General features: G+C 66.0%; 23 protein-coding genes. 14 read left to right on the top strand and 9 right to left on the bottom strand.

Annotated elements, in window-relative coordinates:
* Positions 1-28 precede the first annotated feature (28 nt).
* From rnpA to dapE, 6 genes are all read left to right on the top strand, one after another.
* On the top strand, positions 29-349 hold the full coding sequence (gene rnpA, locus AX702_RS17400; RefSeq protein WP_066781670.1) for a ribonuclease P protein component: 321 nt from the start codon (positions 29-31) through the stop codon (positions 347-349).
* Complete coding sequence (gene yidD / locus AX702_RS17395) at positions 346-558, top strand: membrane protein insertion efficiency factor YidD (RefSeq protein ID WP_066781669.1); 213 nt, start codon at positions 346-348, stop codon at positions 556-558. Before rnpA ends, yidD begins: the two co-directional genes overlap by 4 nt.
* A gap of 15 nt (positions 559-573) precedes the next feature.
* On the top strand, positions 574-2,277 hold the full coding sequence (gene yidC, locus AX702_RS17390) for a membrane protein insertase YidC (protein ID WP_066781667.1): 1,704 nt from the start codon (positions 574-576) through the stop codon (positions 2,275-2,277).
* A gap of 53 nt (positions 2,278-2,330) precedes the next feature.
* Positions 2,331-2,984 carry a ribosome biogenesis GTP-binding protein YihA/YsxC gene (gene yihA, locus AX702_RS17385; RefSeq protein ID WP_066781680.1) on the top strand — a complete coding sequence of 218 codons (654 nt, stop codon included), beginning with the start codon at positions 2,331-2,333 and terminating at the stop codon, positions 2,982-2,984.
* A 174-nt stretch (positions 2,985-3,158) separates the two neighbouring features.
* A complete protein-coding gene (locus AX702_RS17380; RefSeq protein ID WP_066781665.1) occupies positions 3,159-3,839 on the top strand; it encodes a glutathione S-transferase family protein in 681 nt (226 codons plus the stop codon).
* On the top strand, positions 3,836-4,966 hold the full coding sequence (dapE, locus tag AX702_RS17375) for a succinyl-diaminopimelate desuccinylase (protein WP_066781662.1): 1,131 nt from the start codon (positions 3,836-3,838) through the stop codon (positions 4,964-4,966). Before AX702_RS17380 ends, dapE begins: the two co-directional genes overlap by 4 nt.
* Before the next feature lie 317 nt (positions 4,967-5,283).
* Here the strand turns inward: dapE and AX702_RS17370 are convergent, their stop codons facing one another.
* From AX702_RS17370 to AX702_RS17345, 6 genes are all read right to left on the bottom strand, one after another.
* Entirely contained in the window at positions 5,284-5,535 is a 252-nt protein-coding gene (locus AX702_RS17370; protein ID WP_066781660.1) for an ATP synthase F1 subunit epsilon, read from the bottom strand.
* Positions 5,536-5,676: 141 nt separating this feature from the next.
* Entirely contained in the window at positions 5,677-7,149 is a 1,473-nt protein-coding gene (atpD, locus tag AX702_RS17365) for a F0F1 ATP synthase subunit beta (protein ID WP_066781658.1), read from the bottom strand.
* Positions 7,150-7,224: 75 nt separating this feature from the next.
* Positions 7,225-7,845, bottom strand: a complete 621-nt coding sequence (locus tag AX702_RS17360) for a hypothetical protein (RefSeq protein ID WP_066781657.1) — start codon at positions 7,843-7,845, stop codon at positions 7,225-7,227.
* Entirely contained in the window at positions 7,842-8,723 is an 882-nt protein-coding gene (locus AX702_RS17355; RefSeq protein WP_066781655.1) for a F0F1 ATP synthase subunit gamma, read from the bottom strand. Before AX702_RS17355 ends, AX702_RS17360 begins: the two co-directional genes overlap by 4 nt.
* Before the next feature lie 88 nt (positions 8,724-8,811).
* Entirely contained in the window at positions 8,812-10,341 is a 1,530-nt protein-coding gene (atpA, locus tag AX702_RS17350; protein WP_066781653.1) for a F0F1 ATP synthase subunit alpha, read from the bottom strand.
* Between the two features lie 5 nt (positions 10,342-10,346).
* Positions 10,347-10,916 (bottom strand): F0F1 ATP synthase subunit delta, encoded by a 570-nt coding sequence (locus tag AX702_RS17345; protein WP_066781652.1) that lies wholly within the window; start codon positions 10,914-10,916, stop codon positions 10,347-10,349.
* A gap of 136 nt (positions 10,917-11,052) precedes the next feature.
* On the opposite strand from AX702_RS17345, the gene AX702_RS17340 reads away from it, so the two are divergent.
* Positions 11,053-11,730 carry a dienelactone hydrolase family protein gene (locus tag AX702_RS17340; RefSeq protein ID WP_066781650.1) on the top strand — a complete coding sequence of 226 codons (678 nt, stop codon included), beginning with the start codon at positions 11,053-11,055 and terminating at the stop codon, positions 11,728-11,730.
* A gap of 45 nt (positions 11,731-11,775) precedes the next feature.
* Here the strand turns inward: AX702_RS17340 and AX702_RS17335 are convergent, their stop codons facing one another.
* Both AX702_RS17335 and AX702_RS17330 read right to left on the bottom strand, forming a co-directional pair.
* Positions 11,776-13,305 carry a hypothetical protein gene (locus AX702_RS17335; RefSeq protein ID WP_066781649.1) on the bottom strand — a complete coding sequence of 510 codons (1,530 nt, stop codon included), beginning with the start codon at positions 13,303-13,305 and terminating at the stop codon, positions 11,776-11,778.
* Between the two features lie 62 nt (positions 13,306-13,367).
* Positions 13,368-14,147 (bottom strand): enoyl-CoA hydratase, encoded by a 780-nt coding sequence (locus AX702_RS17330; RefSeq protein WP_156455567.1) that lies wholly within the window; start codon positions 14,145-14,147, stop codon positions 13,368-13,370.
* 115 nt (positions 14,148-14,262) lie between these two features.
* Here AX702_RS17330 and AX702_RS17325 point away from each other — a divergent pair, with 115 nt between their 5' ends.
* The 3 genes from AX702_RS17325 to AX702_RS17315 all read left to right on the top strand — a co-directional run bounded on the left by AX702_RS17325 (position 14,263) and on the right by AX702_RS17315 (position 18,535).
* Positions 14,263-15,738 (top strand): hypothetical protein, encoded by a 1,476-nt coding sequence (locus AX702_RS17325; RefSeq protein ID WP_066781647.1) that lies wholly within the window; start codon positions 14,263-14,265, stop codon positions 15,736-15,738.
* Between the two features lie 76 nt (positions 15,739-15,814).
* Positions 15,815-16,852: a bifunctional DNA-binding transcriptional regulator/O6-methylguanine-DNA methyltransferase Ada gene (gene ada, locus AX702_RS17320; RefSeq protein WP_066781645.1), complete on the top strand. Its 1,038-nt coding sequence runs from the start codon at positions 15,815-15,817 to the stop codon at positions 16,850-16,852.
* A 159-nt stretch (positions 16,853-17,011) separates the two neighbouring features.
* The gene (locus tag AX702_RS17315; protein WP_066781642.1) at positions 17,012-18,535 is read left to right on the top strand and encodes a CpaF family protein; all 1,524 of its coding nucleotides are present in this window, start codon (positions 17,012-17,014) and stop codon (positions 18,533-18,535) included.
* Between the two features lie 312 nt (positions 18,536-18,847).
* On the opposite strand, the gene AX702_RS17310 is transcribed toward AX702_RS17315, so the two are convergent.
* On the bottom strand, positions 18,848-21,025 hold the full coding sequence (locus AX702_RS17310; protein ID WP_066781640.1) for a TonB-dependent receptor: 2,178 nt from the start codon (positions 21,023-21,025) through the stop codon (positions 18,848-18,850).
* Positions 21,026-21,144: 119 nt separating this feature from the next.
* Here AX702_RS17310 and AX702_RS17305 point away from each other — a divergent pair, with 119 nt between their 5' ends.
* The 4 genes from AX702_RS17305 to AX702_RS23005 all read left to right on the top strand — a co-directional run.
* Positions 21,145-21,564, top strand: coding sequence for a PilZ domain-containing protein (locus AX702_RS17305; RefSeq protein WP_066781638.1), 420 nt, complete (start codon positions 21,145-21,147; stop codon positions 21,562-21,564).
* 116 nt (positions 21,565-21,680) lie between these two features.
* Positions 21,681-22,025 carry a DUF2934 domain-containing protein gene (locus AX702_RS17300; protein ID WP_066781636.1) on the top strand — a complete coding sequence of 115 codons (345 nt, stop codon included), beginning with the start codon at positions 21,681-21,683 and terminating at the stop codon, positions 22,023-22,025.
* 77 nt (positions 22,026-22,102) lie between these two features.
* Positions 22,103-24,205, top strand: coding sequence for a glycogen debranching protein GlgX (gene glgX, locus AX702_RS17295; RefSeq protein ID WP_066781635.1), 2,103 nt, complete (start codon positions 22,103-22,105; stop codon positions 24,203-24,205).
* Positions 24,193-24,497: hypothetical protein (locus AX702_RS23005; RefSeq protein ID WP_231731926.1), on the top strand; the 305-nt coding region annotated here is incomplete at its 3' end. The genes glgX and AX702_RS23005, both read left to right, overlap by 13 nt.

The raw sequence follows: 24,497 nt of genomic DNA, 5'->3' as shown, positions 1-24,497 counted from the left end.
TCAGGACAAGACGGATACAAGCTTGACCATGCTTACTCGCCGCCGGGATTTCCTGGCGGCGAATGCTGGACGGCGCGCGCCGATGCCCGGTTTCGTGCTTCTGGTGCGCCCACGGGATGACGGCGACCCGACGATACGCGTCGGCTATACTGTCACCAAGAAGATCGGCAACGCTGTTGTACGTAACCGGATGAAACGCCGGTTGCGCGCTTTGGCGCGTGATCTGTTGCCAGGCGAAGGTGTATCCGGTGCCGATCATGTGCTGATCGGGCGGATGGGCGGCATCGAGCGCGATTACGCCAGCCTGCGCGCGGAACTCAGCAAGGCGCTGCGCAAGGTCAGCCGATGATCGCGCGGCTGCTGATCCTGATCGCGCGTGGATGGCAACTCGGCCCATCGCTGATCCTGCCGCCGTCGTGCCGGTATCAGCCAAGCTGTTCGGCCTATGCAATCGAGGCGTTGCGCCGCTATGGGGCCGCACGTGGCGGCTGGCTGGCGGCGAAGCGCATCGCCCGTTGTCATCCGTGGGGCGGGCACGGCTATGATCCGGTGCCGTAAGGGAATTGGGCGCTCGTGAAGCAAGATAACAAGAATTTCGTCCTGTTCGCGGTGCTCGCGGCGCTGATCCTGTTCGGCTGGCCGCTGATCCAGAATCGGTTCTTTCCGACGGCCAATCCCCCGGTGACGAAGATCGAGGACGGCAAGACCAAGGTCCTGCCCAAGCCCGAGGCTGATCCCACCGCTGATTCACCCGCCGCGATCCGCGATCGGACGGCGGTGCTGCGCGAGAGCCCACGCGTCCAGATCGACACGCCGACCATGCACGGCTCGATCAACCTCAAGGGCGCGCGCATCGACGATCTCGTGCTCAAGAACTACAAGGAAACGGTGGCGAAGGACTCGCCGCCGGTTCGCCTGCTCTCCCCCGCCGGTGCGCCCGACGCCTATTTCGCCGGCTTCGGCTGGCGCGACGACGGCCTGTCGCCGCCTGCGGCAGACGCCGTCTGGACTGCTTCGTCACAGCTGCTCGCCCCCGGCAAGTCCGTTACCCTCACGGCAGCCAACGCACAGGGCCAGCGCTTCGCGATCGAGCTGTCGGTCGATGACGGCTATATGTTCAGCGTGAAGCAGACGGTGGCGAACGGTGGCGCCGGCGCCGTGCCGGTCGCGGCTTATGGTCTCGTCAACCGTGCCGGCGTGTCCAAGGATCCGGACAGCTGGACGATCCACGTCGGCCCAATGTCGGTCCACAACGACAAGGCCGATTACGACGCCGACTATAAGGACGTGGACGAGGCAGCGCAGAAGTTCACGACCACCGGCGGCTGGCTCGGCTTCGTTGACAAATACTGGCTGACGGCGCTGATCCCCGATCAGTCGCGCGCCTTCGATGGCCAGTTCCGCGCCGGCGCGAACAAGGCTTATCAGGGCGACTATACCTCCAACGCTCAGCTGCTTCAGCCCGGACGCCAGGTCAGCCAGACCAGCCGCTTCTTCGCCGGTGCCAAGGAAGTGCGCCTGCTCGACAAATATACGGACAGCGGCATCGCCCCGCGGCTCGATTATGCGCTCGACTGGGGCTGGTTCCGCCTGATCGAGAAGCCGATCTTCTATTATCTCGACTGGCTGTTCACGCACCTCGGCAACTTTGGCGTCGCGATCATCCTGCTCACGCTGACGATCCGTCTCCTCATGTTCCCGATCGCGCAGCGGCAGTTTGCCTCCATGGCCAACATGCGGGCCGTGCAGCCGAAGATGAAGGCGATCCAGGAGCGCTACAAGGACGACAAGCCGCGGATGCAGCAGGAGATCATGGCGCTGTACAAGGCGGAGAAGGTCAATCCTCTCGCCGGCTGCGCCCCCACGCTGCTTCAGATCCCGATTTTCTACGCCCTGTACAAGATGCTGATGCTGACGATCGAAATGCGTCACCAGCCGTTCGTGGGCTGGATCAAGGATCTGTCCGCGCCCGATCCGCTCACCCCGGTGAACCTGTTCGGCCTGCTCGCATTCACCCCGCCCTCGTTCCTGGCGATCGGCGTCGTTCCGATCCTGCTCGGCATCAGCATGTATTTCCAGTTCAAGCTGAACCCGGCGCCGATGGACGAGGCGCAAAAGCAGATCTTCGCGCTGATGCCCTGGGTGCTGATGTTCGTCATGGCGCCGTTCGCGGTCGGTCTGCAGATCTACTGGATCACGTCCAACGTGCTCACCATCCTGCAGCAGAAGCTGCTCTACGCCCGCCACCCCGGCCTCAAGGAAGCGCCCGCGAAATGACCGATCCATCCCAGCCTGCGGAGGAACACCAGCCGCAGGCTGGCGCGGAAGCGATGACGCAGGATCATGATCCGGCCAGCTCGCCCGAGGCGATCGAATCCGCCCGCAAGGTTTTTGCCGGCCCGATCACCTTCCTGAAGTCCGCACCCTCGCTCCAGTTTCTTCCCGGCGCTGACGTTCCCGAAGTCGCCTTCGCCGGCCGCTCCAACGTCGGCAAGTCGTCTCTGATCAACGCGCTCACCGGTCGCAAGACTCTCGCGCGTACGTCGGTGACACCCGGCCGAACGCAGGAGCTGAACTTCTTCGACGTGGGCGACCCGCTGACGTTCCGCCTGGTCGACATGCCCGGCTACGGCTTTGCCAAGGCGCCGAAGGACATGGTGAAGAAGTGGCGCTTCCTGGTGAACGATTTCCTGCGCGGGCGTCAGGTGCTGAAGCGCGCCCTGGTGCTCATCGATGCGCGCCATGGGATCAAAGACGTCGATCGCGAGATCCTCGAGATGCTGGACAAGGCTGCCGTCAGCTACCGCATGGTCCTGACCAAGGCTGACAAGATCAAGGCGACCGAACTCGCCGAAGTGACGGAGCGCACGATCGCCGAGGCACGCAAGCATCCGGCCGCGCACCCCGACATCATCGCCACCTCGTCGGAAAAGGGCATGGGCATCCCCGAACTTCGCGCCGCGGTGATCGAAGCCATCGGCTGATTGGGCGAAGCGCGGGAGCACACCTCTCCCGATCCTATTGAGCTTGTCGGAGAACCGCCCCAAGCGCCCCGGCTGAGACACGCCCGCGGACAAGCTCAGGGCGATACGGGGCAGGTGCGCGGATCTCCTGCACCCCGTTGCCTCCCGCCCTGCCAACCTCTACCCCTCTCGCCCATGAAGCTTATCATCGGCAACAAGGCCTATTCCTCCTGGTCGCTGCGCGGCTGGCTGGCGTGCAAACAGTCAGGCATTCCCTTCGAGGAAGTGGTCGTGCCGATGTACGATCAGGATTGGGACAAGCGCCGCGAGGGCGCCGAATTTGCCCCGTCGTCGGGCAAGGTGCCGATCCTGTGGGACGGCGAGACGGTGGTTTGGGACAGCCTCGCCATCGTCGAATTTCTCGCCGACAAGGCTGGCCGCGACCTGTTCTGGCCCAAGGACGAGGCGCCGCGCGCCATGGCCCGCTCGATGGCGGCGGAAATGCACTCCAGCTTCGTGGCGCTGCGCCGCGAGCACAGCATGAACGTGCGCCAGATCTACCCGCCACAGCCCCCGTCGGAGGCGGTGACGGCGGATCTCACCCGCATCATGGAACTGTGGGCGCAGGCCCGCGCCCGCTGGGGCGGCGACGGCGAGTTCCTGTTCGGAGAGTTCGGCGCGGCGGACATCATGTTCGCACCCGTCTGCACCCGCATCGTCACCTATTCGCTGCCGATCGCGCGCTTCGCCGGCCCGTACATCGCAGCGGTCCTCGCCCATCCCTTCATGCAGGACTGGATCGCCGGCGCGCAGGAGGAGGAATGGGTGCTCGAGCAATATGAGCGCCCGGCTTCATCTCCCCAATCCGCGCCATGACGGACGTCGTCGCGCTGGCTGAGGCGCTGCTCGCCTGCGAAAGCGTCACGCCCGCGCGCGGCGAAGTGTTTGACGTGCTGGAGGCGGCGCTCGTACCGCTTGGTTTCGCGGTCGACCGCTCCGTCGCTGGCGAGGCGCCGGACGGCCCGGTCGAGAACCTTCTCGCCGTCCGCGGCACCTCCGGTCCGCACATCGCCTTCGCCGGCCACGTCGATGTGGTGCCGCCGGGCGAAGGCTGGACCAGCGCCCCCTTCAAGCCCGAAGTGCGCGGCGACCTGTTGTACGGTCGCGGCGCGGTGGACATGAAGGGCGCGATCGCTGCCTTCGTCGCTGCCGCCGCCCGCGTGGATGGCCCCGGCACCACCAGCCTGATCATCACCGGCGACGAGGAAGGCCCCGCGATCTACGGCACCCGAGCCTTGATGGACCGGATGGCAGCACGCGGCCTCACCCCCGACGCTTGCCTCGTCGGCGAACCGACCTCCACGGCGCGTCTCGGCGACATGATCAAGATCGGGCGGCGCGGCTCGGTCAACATCTGGATCGACGTGCCGGGCCGTCAGGGCCATGTCGCCTACCCGCATCTCGCCGACAATCCGATCCCGCGCCTGATCGCCGCGCTGGCGGAGATCGACGCGGTCGTGCTGGACCAGGGCAACGCCTGGTTCCAGCCGTCGAACATCGAAATGACCGATATTACCGTCGGCAATCCCGCCACCAACGTGATCCCGGCCAAGGCCTCGGCCCGCCTCTCGATCCGCTTCAACGACGCGCACCGCGGCGATGATCTCGCCACGCGCATCGCGGCAATCGTCCACCGCCACGCGCCGGAGGCGATCGTCACGTCAAAGGTTTCCGGTGAGGCGTTCCTCACCCAGCCCGGCGCGCTCTCCGCCACGTTGTCCGCCGCTATCGAGGCGCAAACCGGCATCGTCCCGGAACTGTCCACCACCGGCGGCACGTCCGACGCACGCTTCCTGTCGGCGCTCTGCCCGGTGGCCGAGTTCGGCCTGCTCAACGCCACGATGCACAAGCTGGACGAGGCGGTCGCGGTCACTGACCTGCACCTGCTGACTGACATTTACGCCGACTTCCTGCGCCGCAGCTTCGCGCAGAGTGGTTCCTGATCGGATCGGCTCCCACCCGCCGTTCGTACTGAGCCCGTCGGAGTACGTGCCCGGAACACGCCCTTCGACAGGCTCAGGGCGAACGGCTGAAGGTCCTTGGGCTTCACTGCAACGCGGCGCCCCTCATCCTTCCCCCGTTCGTGCCAGGCGAAGTCGAGGGGCAAGCCACCAGCGTCACAGTGCCTCGCCAGTGCCTCAACTCCGCACGGCATGAGCGGCAGAGGGAAGCCAGTCCGACATGACGAAGGAAGGGCAAAAGAAAAAGCGCGCCCGCCCCTCGGCGACCGCGCTTCCTCACTACCAACAGTGACGCAAAGTCAGCCGGCGTGTTCCGCCAGCACCGTCAGTCCGTTGGCATTCACTTCCGCAAATCCGCCACGGATCGCGATCGTCTCCGGCGCGGCGCCCTGGGTCTTGTGGACCAGCAGATCGCCGTCGCGGACGGTCGACATCAATGGCGCATGGCCCTCCAGCACGCCGAAGTCGCCCTCGGTGCCGGGAACGGTGACCATATACACGTCCTCGCTGCGGACGAGGCGTTCAGGCGTGACGAGTTCGAAATGGAGCATGTCTTCTTCTCTTCTCCCTCTCCCCGCTTGCGGGGAAGGGGTCGGGGAGAGGGGCAGTCAAGAGCCGTGGCACACTGCCCCTCTCCCGACCTCGCTGCGCTCGGCCACCCTCTCCCCACAGATGGGGAGAGGGAGAACCAATTACGCCTCCTGCGCCAGCTTCTCGGCCTTGGCGACGACTTCATCGATGCCGCCGACCATGTAGAAGGCCGCTTCCGGCAGGTGATCATACTCGCCGTTCACCACCGCCTTGAACGAGCGCACAGTATCCTCAAGCTGCACGAACTTGCCCGGGATGTTGGTGAACACCTCGGCGACGTGGAACGGCTGCGACAGGAAGCGCTGGATCTTGCGCGCGCGGCTGACGGTCAGCTTATCCTCTTCGGACAGCTCGTCCATGCCGAGAATGGCGATGATGTCCTGCAGCGACTTGTACTTCTGCAGGATCGTCTGCACCGCACGGGCCGTCTCGTAATGCTCCTGGCCAACGACGCGCGGCTCGAGAACGCGGCTGGTCGAGTCCAGCGGATCCACCGCCGGATAGATGCCGAGCTCGGAAATCGCACGGCTGAGCACCGTCGTCGCGTCAAGGTGCGCGAACGACGTTGCCGGCGCCGGGTCGGTAAGGTCGTCCGCAGGCACGTACACGGCCTGCACCGAGGTGATCGAGCCCTTGTTGGTCGACGTGATGCGCTCCTGCAGCGCGCCCATGTCGGTCGACAGGGTCGGCTGATAGCCCACCGCCGACGGAATACGGCCCAGCAGTGCGGACACTTCCGCGCCCGCCTGGGTGAAGCGGAAGATGTTGTCCACGAAGAACAGCACGTCCTGGCCTTCCTGGTCGCGGAAATATTCGGCGATCGTCAGACCCGACAGTGCGACGCGTGCGCGGGCACCCGGCGGCTCGTTCATCTGGCCGAATACCAGCGCCACCTTGGAACCCTCGCTCGTCGGGTTGCCATCGGCGTCCTTGGCGATAACGCCCGCGTCGAGGAACTCGTGGTACAGGTCGTTGCCCTCACGGGTACGCTCACCAACGCCCGCGAACACCGACGTGCCGCCATGGCCCTTCGCGATGTTGTTGATCAGTTCCTGGATGAGCACGGTCTTGCCCACGCCGGCGCCGCCGAACAGGCCGATCTTGCCGCCCTTCGCATACGGCGCGAGCAGGTCGATGACCTTGATGCCCGTCACGAGGATCGCGCTTTCGGTCGACTGGTCGACGAACAGCGGCGCCGAAGCGTGGATCGGGGCATGATGCGCCGAGTTCACCGGACCGCGCTCGTCGATCGGCTCGCCGACCACGTTCAGGATGCGGCCGAGCGTCGCCGGACCGACCGGCACGGTGATCTGCGCACCGGTGTCGGTCACGTTCTGGCCGCGGGTCAGGCCCTCAGTCGAGTCCATCGCGATCGTGCGGACGGTGTTCTCACCCAGGTGCTGGGCAACTTCGAGAACCAGCCGCTGGCCGTTGTTCTCGGTCTCCAGCGCCGACAGGATCGCCGGCAGGTGGTTGTCGAACGTCACGTCAACGACGGCGCCGATCACCTGGCTGATGCGGCCCACATTGTTGCTGCCCGAAGTGGTCGGGCGATCCTCGAGGACGGTGGCCATCTTGCTTCTACCTTCTTCGTCGTACCTGCGATGAGCAGGAGGTGTCTTTACATGCAACTTCGGGTCGTCCCAGCGTCAAGTCGCCGCCGGGCCGTTCCCATTCAATTTAGGCGTGGGGCGCGAAAAGGTCACGGCCACACGGCGGTCTGTCCGCGTTGTCTCGCGTGTCACTGCGTAATCAGCACCACCCTTGAGCGAACCGGCAAGCCGCTTCTGCCCATGGATCGCCGCGACGGCGGTGTCCCCGCCCGTGACGCCAAGCTGCGACAAGGCCTGCTTCACCCAGGCCTCGAACTGGTCCCGCGCCTGCTGGTCGTTCGCGGCAAGCGGCTCCACCAGCGTGAAGGTCACGCGGTCGAGCGCCGCCTCGCTGCCTGTCGCGGTGAACAAGGCCTGGACCGTGTTCGGCGCCGAAGGATCAGTCATTGCGACCGGCACCGCATCCGCACGCCAGACGTCGCCCTTTTGCGCATAGGGCCCAACGCGCAGGCCGAGGCGGTTGAACTTGTCGATCGAGGCCTGGGGATCGGCGAACACACCGTCCCACGATCCACCCGCCAGGTTGGCGGACGCAAAACTGCTGTTCGCCTCAGCCAGCGCATTGCCGGCCTCCGCCGCCTGATCGTTCCCGCCGGGCGCACCGCTGCACCCCGCCGCGGCACACGCCGCCAGCAGCAGGATGCCCGTCCGGATCACAGCGCTTCCGCGCCCGAGATGATCTCGACCAGCTCGGTCGTGATCGCCGCCTGACGGGCGCGGTTATACTGGATCGAGAGCCGCTTGATCATGTCACCGGCATTGCGCGTCGCATTGTCCATCGCGGTCATGCGGCTGCCCTGCTCGGACGCAGCATTCTCCTGCATCGCGCGGAAGATCTGGATCGCGACGTTGCGCGGCAGCAGCTCGGCGAGGATCGCTTCCTCGTCCGGCTCATATTCCACCGCTGCGCCGCCGTCGTTCGCGGTCGAGATTTCGCCGGCAGGCACCGCCACCGGGATGATCTGCTGGCCGGTCGGGATCTGCACAAGCGCCGACTGGAACTTGGCGAAGAACAGATGCGCCACGTCGAACTCGCCCGCCTCGTAGCGCGCGATCAGATCGTCGGCGATCTCACGCGCCTGATCGAAGCCGAGCACCTTGTGCTGGCCAAGCTCGTGATCGACCGCGATCCCGGTCGGATAGAAGCGGCGCAGCACGCGGCCCTTCTTGCCGGCGAGATAGAAGCGCACCGTCTTGCCCGCACGCTCCAGCTCCTCGGCCTTCCGGCGCGCGGCGCGAACGATATTGGTGTTGAACGCACCCGCCAGGCCGCGCTCCGACGTGGCGACCACCAGCAGGTGAACCTGGTCCTTGCCCGTGCCGGCAAGCAGCTTCGGGCTGTTCTCGCTCACGGTCACCTTGGAAGCGAGGCTGGCCATCACTGCCTCCAGCCGCTCGGCATAGGGGCGGCCGGCCATGGCCGCTTCCTGCGCCCGGCGCAGCTTGGCGGCGGCGACCATCTTCATCGCCTTGGTGATCTTCTGCGTCGACTTCACCGAGCCGATGCGGATCTTGAGGGCCTTTAGGCTTGCCATTCTAGTCCTCTAACTCCCTCTCCCCCGAGAGAGGGCGAGCCCGTCCTTCTTCTCCCTCTCCCCGCCGGCGGGGAGAGGGAGTATTCAGTTACGCAAACGTCTTCGCGAACGCGTCGAGCGCCGCCACGACCTTGCCCTTGGCCTCATCGCCAAGGTCACGGCTGTCGCGGATCAGCTTCAGCGTGTCGCCATGCTGGTCGCGCATGAAGGCCAGCATCGCCGCCTCGTAGCGGACCACGTCCTGCACCGGCACGCCGTCGAGATAGCCGTTGGTGCCGGCGAAGATCGACACCGTCTGCTCCTCGAACGGCAGCGGCGAGAACTGCGGCTGCTTCAAGAGCTCGGTCAGGCGCGCACCGCGGTTCAGCAGCTTCTGCGTCGAGGCGTCGAGGTCCGAGCCGAACTGCGCGAACGCCGCCATCTCGCGATACTGCGCCAGCTCCAGCTTGATCGAGCCCGACACCTTCTTCATCGCCTTGGTCTGTGCCGACGAACCCACGCGGCTCACCGACAGACCCACGTTGATCGCCGGGCGGATGCCCGCGAAGAACAGGTCGGTCTCGAGGAAGATCTGGCCGTCGGTGATCGAGATCACGTTGGTCGGGATGTAGGCCGACACGTCGCCCGCCTGCGTCTCGATGATCGGCAGCGCGGTCAGCGAGCCGTTGCCATTGGCGTCGTTCATCTTCGCCGCGCGCTCCAGCAGGCGCGAGTGGAGATAGAACACGTCACCCGGATAGGCCTCACGGCCCGGCGGACGGCGCAGCAGCAGCGACATCTGACGGTACGCAACGGCCTGCTTGGAAAGATCGTCATAGACGATCACGGCATGCATTGCATTGTCGCGGAAGAACTCACCCATCGCGCAGCCGGTGTAGGGCGCGAGGAACTGCAGCGGCGCGGGGTCGGACGCGGTCGCCGCGACGATGATGGAATATTCCATCGCGCCATTCTCTTCCAGCGTGCGGACGAGCTGGGCGACGGTGGAGCGCTTCTGACCGACGGCGACGTAGATGCAGTACAGCTTCTTCGATTCGTCGTCGCCCGCGTTCACCTGCTTCTGGTTGATGAACGTGTCGATCGCGACGGCCGACTTGCCCGTCTGACGGTCACCGATGATCAGCTCGCGCTGGCCACGGCCGACCGGCACCAGCGCGTCGATCGCCTTCAGGCCGGTCTGCACCGGCTCGTGCACCGACTTGCGCGGGATGATGCCCGGCGCCTTCACCTCGACGCGGCGACGCTCGGTCGACACGATCGGGCCCTTGCCGTCGATCGGGTTGCCGAGGCCATCGACCACGCGGCCGAGCAGCCCCTTGCCGACCGGCACGTCCACGATGGTGCCGGTGCGCTTGACAGTGTCGCCTTCCTTGATCTCGGCGTCCGAGCCGAAGATCACGACGCCGACATTGTCGGCCTCGAGGTTCAGCGCCATGCCCTGCACGCCATTGGCGAACTCGACCATTTCGCCCGCCTGGACGTTGTCGAGGCCATAGATGCGGGCGATGCCGTCACCGACGCTGAGCACCTGGCCGGTCTCGCTGACCTGGGCCTCGGTGCCGAAACTGGCGATCTGGTCCTTGATGACCTTGGAGATTTCTGCGGCGCGGATATCCATTGTTCTTAGCCCTTCATCGCGCTGGCAAGCGCATTCAAGCGGGTACGGATCGACGAATCGATCATCTGGGAGCCGATGCGGACGACAAGCCCGCCAAGCAGCGCCGGGTCAACTGACAGGTCAACCGAAACCTCGCGGCCGACGCGCTGGCGCAGCTGCTGCTTCAGCTCGGCAACCTGATCGTCGGTCAGCGCATGGGCGCTGGTCACTTCAGCGGTGACTTCGCCGCGGTGGCGCGCGGCGAGGGAGCGAAAAGCGCGGATAATCGCGGGAAGCTGCGCCAGACGGCGGTTCTGCGCCAGCACGCCCAGGAACTTGCGGGTCGTCGGATCGACGCCCAGCTCGTCCGCCGTGGCGAGCACGGCCTTGCTCGCGGCGTCGCGCGCCACCACCGGCGATGTCGTCAGCGCCTTGAAATCGTCGGATTGATCAAGCGCGGCGCGGACCTTTGCCAGGCTCGCCTCCACCGCATCGATCGTCTTCGCCTGTTCGGCGAGGTCGAACAGCGCGGTCGCATAACGCCCGCCCAGGCTCGCCTGGATGCTGCTGCCTAGATTACCGCTGGAACCATCCACGCGATTCGATCCCCGTTCGCACTAAGAGTAAGCCCCCATGCGAAAACACGACGCGCGAGTGGCGCCGTCGCTTGGGTTGGCCGGCGCGTAGCAAAGGGGTAGCGTTGATGCAACAAGCTGTAACGAGGACATCACAATGGGCGAAACGGTGCGGATGGCGATGAGCGACGGCGCGACGATCGCCGTTTATCATGCCTCTCCCGAGAGGGTGCGCCGCGGCGGCGTGGTGCTGGTGCAGGAGATCTTCGGCGTCACCGATCACATCCGGGAAATGGCCGACGATTACGCCAGCGAGGGGTATGAAGTCCTGTCCCCTGCCCTGTTCGATCGTGAGCATCCCGGATTCGAAGCGAGCTACACCGGCCCCGATTTCGACCGCGCGGTTGAACTCGCCCGCACCCTCCACCCGTTCGATCTGTCGCTCAAGGATACGCAAACCTGCATCGATGCCCTGCGCGGCAAGGGCCCGGTGTTCGTCGTCGGCTATTGCTATGGCGGCTCGATCGCCTGGGCCGCGGCGACGAAGCTGGGCGGGGTGGCCGCGGCCTCGGCCTATTATGGCAGCATGATCCCGACCTTCGCGGAAGAAGCGCCGCCGCGCGTGCCGGTGATCGCCCATTTCGGGCGCTACGATCGCGGCATTCCGATGGAGGGCGTGGAGGCGGTGATCGCGAAGGACTTCCCGCTCGCCGAGATCCACTTTTATGAAGCAGGGCACGGCTTCAACTCGGATCGCCGCAAGGATTATCACGAGCCTTCCGCCGAGCTGGCACGAGACCGCACGCTGACGCTGTTTCGCGAGAATGGCGGCTGACCGCGCGGCGACACTGCCTTCCCGTCCCGGCTCCGCCACACCGTATCAGTCCTGCGCCGCCGTCGCGCGCTCCTCCTCCTCGTTCGCCTCAAGCCCGGCGGAGATCGCTTCCGTCCCCTTCTTCCCCGCGTCCAGCGCCGCCAGCACGCGACTCGCGGCGTTGTTCGCCGGCGCGTGCGGATGGAAGGCAAGCGGCCGCAGCAGGCGCTGCGCGGCCGGGATCTCACCCGCCTCGATCCGCGCCAGGGCGGCGGCAAAGCGCACGTCATTGTCCTGTGGCGCAAGCTCCTGTGCGCGGTGCAGCCCCTTGATCGCCGACGGCGTTGGCGCGATCCCCTGAAGCTTGAAGGTCTGCCAGAACCACCACAAGGGCTCCGCATCATCGGGGTCGACCCGGTTTGCCTTCACGATGCTGGCACGCACGCCTGCCCACGCCTTGGCGTCGGTCGATTTGGCGAGACGCACCTGGCGCAGCTTGACGAAGCCCTGATAGAGTAACGCCTGCACGGATGCGGGATCGCGCGCGATCGCCTTGTCGGCCGCCGCAAGCGCCGCCTCATCATGCCCGGCATCATAGGCCATCTCGGCCATCCAGCCCTGCACCACGGGATCGTTCTGGTAACGCGCCGCAATGGGTGCCGCCTTGGCATAGAGTTTGGCAGCGCTGTCGTTATCGACTCCACGCAGCGATTGCATGCGCAGGTCGATCATGTCGGCCTCTCCGTCGGTCAGCCGCCTGATGGCAACGGGCGGCACCGGCTGGCCGGCCAGCGGCATGGTCATGCCAAGCAGCCGACGCTGCCCCAGATAGGAGGAAAGCTTTCGATCCAGCAGCTTCAGATCGCCGAACGCTTCTTCGGCGGCGGTGATCGCCGGCGTACCCCGGTTGATCGCAGACAGATAGGCCAGGAATTGCGTATTCCGCGCCCGATCGAAGCTGAAATAATGCGTCATCAGCCAGCCGCGCCCATAAAAGGCATCCATCTGCGATCCGGCGAGCTGCGTGGCCGGATCGAGCATCTGGCGCGCCGTCAGACGCTCGCCCGAGAGCAGCCCGTAGGCGCGGTGCTGCGCGGCATGGCCGATGGTCGCGCTTTCCTCCGTGATCCGCATGGTGGAGGCGAATTCGGCAAAGCCTTCCGAATACCAGGCGGGAAAGGCGATGTTGTAGGTGCCGAGCAGGAAGTGGTGGGCGTATTCGTGGAACAGGACGATGCGGCCCCAATCGTTGCCCTCGGTCCACCCGCCCTTGGCACCAAAGGCGATCGAACCGCTGACGCGAGAGAAATAGAAGCCGGCGGCGTTGGTGCATCGGCAGAGCCGCCGCACATCGCCATCATCGACCATGAACACCGTCACCTTGCGCGACGCGATGTCCGGCTCGTCCGGCACGTTCAGGAACCGGCGTAACCCCCAATCGAGCCGCTCCAGCGCCTCTGACTGGCGCCGCAGCGCCTTCTCGCTGCTGTCCGAATATAAGGTGAAGTGCCTGGATTTCGCCTCCAGCCACTCGGCCTGAGCGGCCGGCGCCATCGCCAGCCCGCATAGAAGGGCCAGCAGCCCGCGCCAGTTCATGATCCTCTTCCCCCCGGATGTCCCCGGGGCGAGACTAGCGCGGGATCGGCCGAATCAAAGCATCATTGTGAACGTCCGCGGGCCTGCACGGCGGCCCTGCGCGCTTCCACCGCCTCCGGCGTCACCGCCCGGTTGGCAGCCGACGATCGTTCGTGCTCCAGCTCCATCGCTGCGCCGAACGGCCGGGCAAAGCCGTCATCGATCAGTTTCTTGTACGCCGCGATGAACGCCGCGTCGGCAGAAGCGATGTCGCTCGCGAGCTTGCGCGCGGTCGCCAGCAGCTCGCCCGCAGGAACCACCCGGTTGACCAGCCCCCAGCGTTCCGCCGTCGCCGCATCAAGGAAGTTTCCGCTGAGCGACAGCTCCTTTGCGCGGCTGATCCCGATCAGCCGTGACAGCTTCTGGCTGAGCCCCCAGCCCGGCATCACCCCGACCCGCGCGTGCGTATCGGCGAACCGGGCGTTCTCGCTGGCGATCAGCATGTCGCAGGCCAGCGCGACCTCGAAGCCGCCGGTGATGGCGACGCCGTTGATCGCACCGATCACCGGCTTGCGACAAAGTTCGATGGCCTTGACCGGATTCTCATTGGCGCCGGTCGCATTCGCGGATCCCAGCGCGCCCGCCTGCGAGCCCAGCTCCTTCAGGTCCAGCCCGGCGGTGAACGCCCGCTCGCCCGCGCCGGTAAGCACCACCGCCCGGACGGACTCATCGCCGTCCACCTCGGTCATCACGCGGTAAAGCTGTGATCGCAGCGCCGTGGACAGGGCGTTCATCGCCTCCGGCCGGTTCAGCGTTACCGTGGCGACGCCATCGTCCACGTCGAGCAGCACCAGATCAGTCATTCCTCGCCTTTCTCTTGTTTGTTTGCGCGCATCGTAGCGCCGGTGAAGCAAGCGTCCACTCCATCTCTGGAACGCTGCCGTAATCATGCTACGGACGGCGCCGGGGGGATTGCTGATGCTGAAGATGTTGACGGCTGCCGTGTTGCTTGCGGGTGCCTCGAGCGCCGCCGCTGAGCCATCATCCGCAGCATCTGCGGAGCTGCAGAAAGCCACCGCCGCCTATGACAAACAGGATTGCCCGACGGTGCTTGCGTCGGTGACACGCCTGAAGAAGATGCCCGATTACCAGCAGGATGACTTCGTTCGCCGGGTGACGCTGGAATTCTCCGCGCTTTGTCTTGCAGAAGCTGGCGACAAGGACGCAGCTTATGCGGACGCGCTACGGGCGACGCAGATGGCCGGCACCGGCAACGGTGTCTGGGGCGTGCGGCTCGACGGAGAGTCTCGGGCGAAAAACTGGCCTGCGCTGGTCACCTCCTTCGAAGCGGTCGCCAAGGAGCGGCCGCTGATGCTCAACCAGATTTCCTTGGGGTGGCTGAACTACGTCGACCTGGAACTGCGCCGCGCCAACGAAACGGCATTGCGCCGCCGCTACCTCGCCCTGCTGGCGGATGGCAGCTACTGGCCCGAAGAGCCCGGCGGCAGCACCGAGGGCTTTCGTATGCGCTACGCCCTGCTGCTCGCCGACGCGGGGGAGCAGGACAAGGCAGATTCCATCGCGCGTCTTCTCACCACTCCTTCGCTGCTCATTTCGCTCAGCCTCGATCCCCGCTTCCGCCCTGTCTTCGGCGAAACGCTCGATCTGCGCGCCACGACGGAGCGGCACCTTGCACAGGCGCGCACCCAGATCGGCCGTTTCCCCAATGCGATCCGGCCGGTGATCGACGTCGCGCAAGATCTGCGCCTGCTCGGCCGCCCAAAGGAAGCGCTGGCCGCCCTCCATGCGATCGAGCCGGCGATCAAGAGCGACGCGCCACTCAGCGACCGCGAAGATAACGTGATCTGGTGGTGGGACCAGATCTCGCGTGCGCACTACACCAACGGCGATGTCCCCGCCGCGCTCGCCGCCTTGCGCACCGCGAGTGCGATCAAGGAAGACGACGCGCCGAACGTCAGCCAGACGATCAACCTTGCCAACCTGCAACTGACGACCGGCGATTCCGCCGGGGCGATCCAGACGATTGCATCGCTTGATACGAGTGACGGTGCGGCAAGCCCTTACGGCATCATGCAAGTGGTCGGCGTCCGCGGGTGCGCCAACCATCGCCTCGGCAATCAGCCGGCCGCCGACGAAGATCTCGCTTATGCGCGGGCGCATACCACGGATTCGCCCAGCACGCTCACCAGCCTCCTGCTATGCCGCGGCGATCTGGAGGGCGCGGCTGCCGACATGATCGCGCGGCTGGAGAATGCCGATCAGCGACATGGCGCGCTGGAAGAGCTCAGCACCTTCGAAGCGCCGCCCAACGCCCTACCCCGCGATCCCGTCGTTGCCGCCTATGGCAAGTTGCGGGCGCGCTCCGATGTCCAGGCAGCGGCGCGCAAGGCCGGCGGCACGCGCCACTTCAACATTCAGGAGTCCGGCTTTTAGCCTCCACGCACATCACCCCGCTTTGATCGCAAGCCGCGGGATGTGCCCGGCGGGCGGACGGACTACATCGGCTGGCATGAGCGACACGATCGACAGCCAGTCCGCTTGGGACGCCTTCGCGGCACGCGATCGCAGCGCCGACGGCCGCTTCGTGGTCGCCGTCCGCACCACCGGCATCTATTGCAAGCCCAGCTGTCCGGCGCGCCATCCGCGCCGCGAGAACGTCACTTTCTACGTCGATCCGCCGACCGCGCGCGCGGCGGGGTATCGCGCCTGCCTGCGCTGCCGCCCCGATGAGGAAGGGCGGGATCGGGTCGCGGTGGCACGCGCGATCGCGTTGATGGAGGCCGCCGAAGCCGCGCCGCGCCTTGAAGAGCTCGCGGCAACCGTGGACTATGCCCCCCATCACTTCCACCGTCTGTTCAAGCGGGCGACCGGCGTCACCCCGGCGGCCTATGCCCGCGCGCTGAAATCGCAGCGCGCGGCAGTCGCGCTGAGCGATGGCGCGACCATTACCCAGGCGATCTATGAGGCCGGTTATTCTGCCCCCAGCCGCTTCTACGCGCATGGCGCGCCGCGGCTCGGCATGGCACCCAGCGCGTGGGCGCGCGGCGGCGCCGGCGTCACGATCCGCTGGGCCATCGCACCAACCAGCCTCGGGTCGATGCTGGTGGCCGCGACGGATCGCGGAATCTGCCGCATCGCCTTTGACGAAGATGACCAGGCCCTGCGCGCGCGCTTTCCGGCGGCAGAGATCGTACCCGGCGGCGAGCCGCTCGCAGCGCTGGCGACGCAAGTGGTCGCGATCGTGGAAAGTCCCGGCCGGGACCACAGCCTGCCGCTCGACGTGCGCGGCACCGCCTTTCAGGAGGCGATCTGGCAGGCGTTGCGCACCATCCCACCCGGCGAAACTCGTTCCTATGCCCAGCTCGCCGCACTCGCCGGCCGCCCCGGCGCCGTGCGCGCCGCCGGCACGGCATGTGGCGCCAATCACGTTCCCGTGCTGATCCCCTGCCACCGGGTGACGAAAAGCGACGGCTCGACCGGAGGCTACGCCTATGGCCCCGAACGAAAGCGTATGCTGCTGGACCGGGAGCGAGACCGGACCGGCTGACGCCTCGCAGCCGTGCCCTCCACCGTCTTCTTGCTCGGCGATAGTTAAGCCCGCCGCCCCCCGAGGCTGGCGAAACACCCGGTACGAACCGCGAATTTAGGTAAATCTAAAGCCTTCGCGCTTAGCTTGGGGGTGGAGATAAGCAGGATTGTGGGTCAAATGAACGCATTCGGTCGTCGTAGTGGTACGGGCGCGGGCTCACGGCCGGGCTTCGGCGTGGCGCGCCCGATGCAGGGCGGCGCGCCGCGCCCGGACACGGGTGGTGATCAGTTCCCGTCGCTGGACTCGCTTCCCCTTCCCGGCGAAATCGCGACTCCCGACGATTTCGGCTCCGTCGCCGGCATGCAGATGGACGCCATGCAGCGCCTTGCCGATCGTCAGGCGGCATCGGGCGAGGCCGGCAACAGCCGCGTCGAAGGGTTCGAATCCTCGATCCACAAGATCAAGGAGCAGGTGCTCCCGCGCCTCCTCGAACGCGTCGATCCGGAGGCCGCCGCCACGCTCGGCAAGGACGAGCTAGCCGAAGAATTCCGCCCGATCATCGGCGAGGTGCTCGCCGAGCTCAAGCTCACCCTCAACCGCCGCGAACAATTCGCGCTGGAAAAGGTGCTGGTCGACGAGCTGCTCGGCCTCGGCCCGCTCGAGGAGCTGCTGGCCGATCCCGAGATCTCGGACATCATGGTCAACGGCCCCGACCAGACGTTCATCGAAAAGAAGGGCAAGCTCCAGCTCGCGCAGATCCAGTTCCGCGACGAGGAACATCTGTTCCAGATCGCGCAGCGCATCTGCAACTCGGTCGGCCGCCGCGTCGACCAGACCACGCCGCTCGCCGACGCCCGCCTCAAGGACGGTTCCCGCGTCAACGTCATCGTGCCCCCGCTCTCGCTGCGCGGCACCGCCATCTCGATCCGTAAGTTTTCCGCCAAGCCGATCACGCTGGACATGATGGCCGGCTTCGGCAGCATGTCGCCCAAGATGGCCACCGCGCTGAAGATCGCCGGCGCCTGCCGCTTCAACATCGTCATCTCCGGCGGCACCGGCTCGGGCAAGACGACGATGCTCAACGCCTTGTCGAAGATGATTGACCCCGGCGAGCGCGTGCTGACGATCGAGGACGCGGCCGAACTCCGCCTCCAGCAGCCGCACTGGCTCCCGCTCGAAACCCGCCCCGCCAACCTCGAGGGTCAGGGCGAGATCAGCATCCGCGATCTCGTCAAGAACGCGCTGCGTATGCGCCCGGACCGCATCATCCTGGGCGAAATTCGTGGCGCGGAATGTTTCGACATGCTCTCCGCCATGAACACCGGTCACGACGGCTCGATGTGTACGCTCCACTCCAACTCCCCGCGCGAGGCACTGGCGCGTATGGAGAACATGGTGATGATGTCGGACATCAAGGTGCCCAAGGAAGCGATCAGCCGCCAGATCGCCGATTCAGTCGACATGATCATCCAGGTGAAGCGCCTGCGCGATGGCTCGCGCCGAGTGACGAACGTCACCGAGGTGATCGGCATGGAAGGCCCGGTGATCGTGACACAGGAGCTCTTCAAGTTCGAATATCTGGACGAGACCGCCGACGGCAAGATCATCGGCGAATATCGCGCCATGGGCCTGCGCCCCTATACGATCGACAAGGCCAAGCAGTTCGGCTTCGACCAGGCCTTCCTTGAGGCGTGCCTGTAAGCGAAACACGTTTGAACTGCGTCCCCGGCGAACGCCGGGGCCCAGTTGGGAAGGCCGGAGGGGCTGTTAGCTACCATCTCCGAACCGGGCCGAGCCTCCGCGGGGTCGTACGAAACTCTTCGGCTGGCCCATGAACAGCGTCACCCGGCCGTGTGCCGAGGTTCAGGGTTCCGCAAACTCGCAAGCCTGGGGTATGCGGCAGCCTGGATGCCGGGACGAGCCCGGCATGACGGAGAGTGCAGGGGCGACGCAGCGCGAGCAGTTCACACAGGCTTGGTCACCCCGGACGTGATCCGAGGTGACGGGATCAGGTCAGAAGCTCACCCGCGCCGCCACGCGAATGTCCCGCCCGGCCAGCGGCACGAAATCCTTCGTGAACGACGCATGTCGCCGTGCATCCACGTCGAAGATGTTGTTCGCCGACACGATGAAGGTCGTCTCGCTTTCGCGCCCGAACGGTTTGAACGACACGGACGCGTTGACCAAAGTGAAGTCATCGGTCGGCGTTTCGAAGGCGGCGATGCGATCCTGCGTGGTGACATGCTCCACCTCGACGCGACCGCCAAAGTCGCTCACCCGTGCGGTCAGACCGCCCAGCACGCGCAGCGGCGGAATACGCGGCACGGGGCCCCGATCGTCCGTCAGCGTCGCATGGACGTAATCGGCGACGATATTGCCATCCAGCTCGAATGAGCCGCTGCGCACCAGATCGGCGGTCAGCTCGCCTTCGGCGCCGTAATAACGCGCACCAGCCTGGAAATATTGGAAGATGGGAAGCTCGTCCTGCTCCTCCCCCGTGGCATTTTCATAGATATAATCGTCGAACCAGGTCGCATAGCCGCTCACCTGAAAGCGGATCGGCCCGGTGCGGCCGCGCGCGTATAGTTCTACGCCCCAGCTCTTTTCGGTCTTGAAGTTGGGATTGCCGATTTCGAACGCCTGCGTGGCGACATGCGGCCCGTTGGAAAACAGCTCCTCCGCCGACGGCGCACGCACAGCGCGTGATCCGTTGATGCCGATCTTCACCTCCGGCGCGACGGCGTAGGACAGGCCAAGCGCTCCCGAGAAGGCGTCGAAGTTGCGGCTGATCGCCACCGGCGCGACATCCTCGTCCAGCCCGATGCGCACCGCGCTGGATCGGACGTCGGTATGCTCGTACCGGCCGGCCAGTTCGAACTCCCAATTGCCGCGATTGATTTCCTGCAGGGTGAACAGGCCATATTGGTCGGTCACGTTCGGCGGCACGAATGCCTCCTCGCCGACCGCAGAGAAGTCGCGTGTAAAGCCCTGAAAACCGGTCACGCCGCGCCAGCCGGCGCGATCCGCCTGAACCAGCTCCAATCGCCCTTCGAACGCCTCCGAGTTGAACACGGTGCCCACTTCGGCGCCTTCGAATTCGGTATGCTCGTAATCGGCAAAGCCGCCGCGGAAGCGGATCTTGTCGATGAAGTCGCCATAAGTGTTCAATTCGCCGCGCATGTCAGCGCGGAACTGCTTCATGGCGATCGTCACGTCGCCATGCTCATGGCCTTCTTCCTCGTGCTCCTCTTCTTCCTCGCCTTCGTGATGATGATGGCCGGCGCCCGGCCGCTCGGCCACGCCATAATTGCTGTCGTAATAGCCGACCGAGAAGCCCAGGCTGCCGCCCTCGTTGATCACCGCCAGGCCAGCGCCCAGCGTATAGGTTTCCGTTGCGCTGTTCGGCAGGCGACCGCGCCGGTTCGCGAGTTCGGTCGCCTCCGCCGCCTCCTCGACGTGGCCCTCTTCGGCTTCCTCGGCGGCAATCTCCAGCTGCTCGTTGCGAAGATCGGGCGTCAGCTGATAGCCGCCGATGCGCAGATTGTCGCTCTTGCGATAGCTGCCGTCGACATGCGCCACGATCTGATTGGACAGCGCGACATCAACGCCAGCGCCAGCGCTGCGCTCATCCGCTGCCGAGCCATAGGTGCCGATCGCGTCGACGTGATAGCCCTTCTCGGGCACGCCGCGCGGGATGCGCCGGTCGATCACGTTCACCGCGCCGCCAATCGCCTGGCTGCCAAACAGCAGCACCGCCGGCCCGCGCAGCACCTCGATCCGTTCGGCGGTGAGCGGATCGATCGTCACGCCATGGTCGGTGGACGTGTTCGAAACGTCGAGCGAGCCGAGGCCGTCGGTCAGCACACGGATGCGCTCGCCCTGGAAGCCACGCAGCACGGGGCGCGAGGCGCCCGGGCCGAAGGACGTGGCCGACACGCCCGGCTGGCTGGTCAGCGTATCGCCAATCTGCGGCCGGATATCGCGAACCAGCTCGTCGCCGGTAATCACCGACGTGCCGGCGAGCAGGTTCAGGTCGCGTACGAAGGGGGCAGTGATGACGATTTCCGGAGAGGCCTCGACATGCGCCGTCCGACTCGCGCTCGGCTGGTCGCCCGATTGCTCGCTCGATTGCGCATAGGCCGGAATGCTGACCAGAGCCGTGCCCGCCAGCAGGATCGCATTTACTTTCACTCGGAACCCCCGATTGTCTCTCGCCCTCCGGTTAGCGGGGACGTGATAACGTCACAAGAGCGAAAACGAAGTTTCCGGGGCCGCTTGCACAGTGGTTATGATTTCCCCAAGTGAAAGACATGACGGAGCGAGACCGTTCGGACGAGCCGGAAGGCGACACGGCAGCGCACCAGCCGCGTGCGCCACGGCACAGCGTATTCCTGAGCGCGACGGTGGAGCATTTCGGCGCAAAGGCGCCCAGTAAGCACCGCGTGCGCGATCTGTCCGTCGGCGGCGTCCGCATCGATCAGGCGGCGGGGCTTCGGCCCGGCGCGACCGTCCTGGTCAGCGTTGGCGCGCTGGCCGCTGTCGGCGCGACGGTGGTCTGGGCTAAGGACGGCATCGCCGGCCTCAAGTTCGCCGAGCCGATCGATCCTGAAGCGGCGCGCGCCAAGGCGGCTGTGGCGCCGCAGCCGTTCCGCGGCCAGCCGCGCGATCTTGGCTCCGCTGGTCCTACTGCCGGCTGGGTACCCAATCTGAACAGTCCGTATCGCCGCTGAATCCGGGCGGCGATCCGCCTGTCTTGCCAGGCGATTTTGCGCACCAACAATTTCTCTGCCTCGCCGCGTCGATTCCGCCGGAAGCGCGTTTCACGAGCAAAGGCAGGAGAATAAAGGTGGCTGAAGATCGCGATCGGGAAATCAGGGAACGCGCCTATCGGATCTGGCAGGACGAGGGCGAGCCGTCAGGCCGCGATCAGGACCATTGGTCCCGGGCGGAGGCGGAACTGGGCGATGCGGCAGACGCCGCTGACCGCGACGAACTGATCCCCGACAGCACGGACGACCTGCCCTTCGGCGAGCCGGAGGACACCGGCCCCGCCGATGCCGCGCGCGATGAGGGCAGCCCCGACACCACCGAAGTGCCGCAGACCAGCGGCATCGTCGCGGCGAGTGCCGAGCCGGCGGCTCCCGCTCCGAAAGCGCGCAAGGGCAAGGGCACGGCCAAAGTGTCGAACTGAGCGTCCGCTTCTTCTCATCACAATCGACCACGGCAGGATGGCACCCATTCTGCCGACCAGGCTAGCGAGGCTGCTGCTTGCACTTCACCGTTGACCGGCTCCAGCCCGGCACCCCCTATCCGCTCGGCGCCACCTTCGACGGCCTGGGCGTCAACTTCGCCGTCTTCTCCGCCAACGCCGACGCCATCGAGCTGTGCCTGTTCGATCCCGCCGGCAAGCGCGAGATCAAGCGCTTCTGGCTGCCCGAATGCACCGACGAGGTGTTCCACGGCTACCTCCCCGACGTCGAGCCCGGCCTCCTCTACGGCTATCGCGCGCACGGCCGCTACGAGCCCGAGGCCGGCCACCGCTTCAATCCCAACAAGCTCCTGCTCGACCCTTACGCCCGCAAGCTCCACGGCCAGATCCGATGGACTGACGCGCTCCACGGCTATCGCATCGGCCATCGCCGCGAGGACCTCTCCTTCGACAAGCGCGACAGCGCCCCCGCCATGCCCAAGAGCGTGGTGGTCGACGATCACTGGGACTGGTCGCGCGATCGCCGCCCCAACACACCCTGGTCGGAAACGGTGATCTACGAGGCCCACACCAAGGGCCTGACCAAGCTGATGGAGGAAGTCCCCGCGCGCGACCGCGGAACCTATGCCGCGCTAGGCCACCCAGCGGTGATCCGCCACCTACAGCGTCTCGGCGTCACCGCGATCGAGCTGCTCCCGATTCAGGCCTTCACGCAGGACCGCTTTCTGCAGGAAAAAGGCTTGCGCAATTACTGGGGCTACAACACGCTCGGCTTCTTCGCCCCCGAACAGGCGTACATGGCCAGCGAGCACCAGGACGAGCTGCGCCGCGCCGTCCACCGCCTCCACAAGGCCGGCATCGAAGTCATCATGGACGTGGTGTACAACCACACCTGCGAAGGCTCCGAACGCGGTCCGACGCTCTCGTGGCGCGGCCTCGACAACGCCAGCTACTATCGTCTCGTCCAGGATAACCCGCGCTACACGATCAACGACACCGGCACCGGCAACACGCTCAACATGAGCAAGGCGCGCGTCATCCAGATGGTCGCGGACTCGCTGCGTTATTGGGCCACCAGCTTCGGCATCGACGGCTTCCGCTTCGATCTCGGCCTCACGCTGGGCCGCGAGGCGACCGGCTTCGACCCCGGCGCCGCCTTCTTCGACGTCGTCCGCCAGGATCCCGTCCTCAGCCAGCTGAAGCTGATCGCCGAGCCGTGGGACGTCGGCCCCGGCGGCTACCAGCTCGGCAACTTCCCGCCCGGCTTCGCCGAATGGAACGACAAGTACCGCGATACCGTGCGCAGCTACTGGAAGGGCGACGCGGGCACCCGCGGCGATCTCGCCGCGCGCCTGTCGGGCTCGGGCGACCTGTTCGACCGCCGCGCGCGTCGGCCGTGGGCGAGCGTCAACTTCCTCGTCGCGCACGACGGCTTCACCCTTGCCGACACGGTGATGTACGAACACCGCCACAATGAGGCCAATGGCGAGGACAATCGCGACGGCCACGACAACAACCATTCGCGCAACTGGGGCGCCGAAGGCCCCACCGACGACCCCGCGATCAACGACGCGCGCGGCCGCGTCATGCGCTCGATGATGACGACGTTGCTCGCCTCGCTCGGCACCCCGATGCTCACCGCGGGCGACGAATTCGGCCGCACGCAGCAGGGCAACAACAACGCTTACTGCCAGGACAATGAGATCAGCTGGCTAGACTGGCAAGCCGCCGCGTCCGACGAAGGCCAGCAGCAGATCGACTTCACCGCCCGCCTCACCGAACTGCGCCGCCGCTATGCCGTGCTGCGCGCGCCCACCTTCCTCTACGGCCAGGACTCGCCCGGCCACGGCGTCAACGATGTCGAATGGTGGGACGAGCGCGGGGAACGCCTCAGCGACGAAGACTGGCAGAACCCCGAAGGCCGCGCGCTGATGATGCGCCGCGCGATCCGCACCGAGACGGGCGACGTGGAAGCGGTGTCGCTGCTCCTCAACGCCAGCGAGGCGCCGATCACCTTCCGCCTTCCCAAGCCCGACACCCGCCGCACCGTCCTGATCGACAGCGCCAAGCCCGATCAGGGCGAGATCGAAATCGACAACGAGTATGAAGTTGCCCCACAAGGCGCCGTCCTCCTGATGTGGACCAGCGCATGGGAAGCGTGATGCGCTGGGGCCCCGAAGCGCTTGCGGACGGCACCACCCGCTTCCGCCTCTGGGCCCCCGATGCGGACACGGTGGCGATCGAGATCGGCAAACCGTTTGCCACACCCCCTAACCTGCACCCCGGCGAAGGCCGGGGCCCAGTTGGGAAGGCCCCCGAGAAAGCAACCAACGCCCCCCAACTGGACCCCGGCCTACGCCGGGGTGGCGATCCAAAAGACTCGGACGAACCCTCCCCCCCGTTCGTGCTGAGCCTGTCGAAGCACGTGCTCCAGGCCACAACAGAGGTTGGAGA

This window comes from Sphingomonas sp. CCH5-D11, assembly GCF_001557395.1.
Lineage (GTDB): Bacteria > Pseudomonadota > Alphaproteobacteria > Sphingomonadales > Sphingomonadaceae > Sphingomonas.
This window is presented reverse-complemented; position numbering and strand designations above follow the sequence as displayed.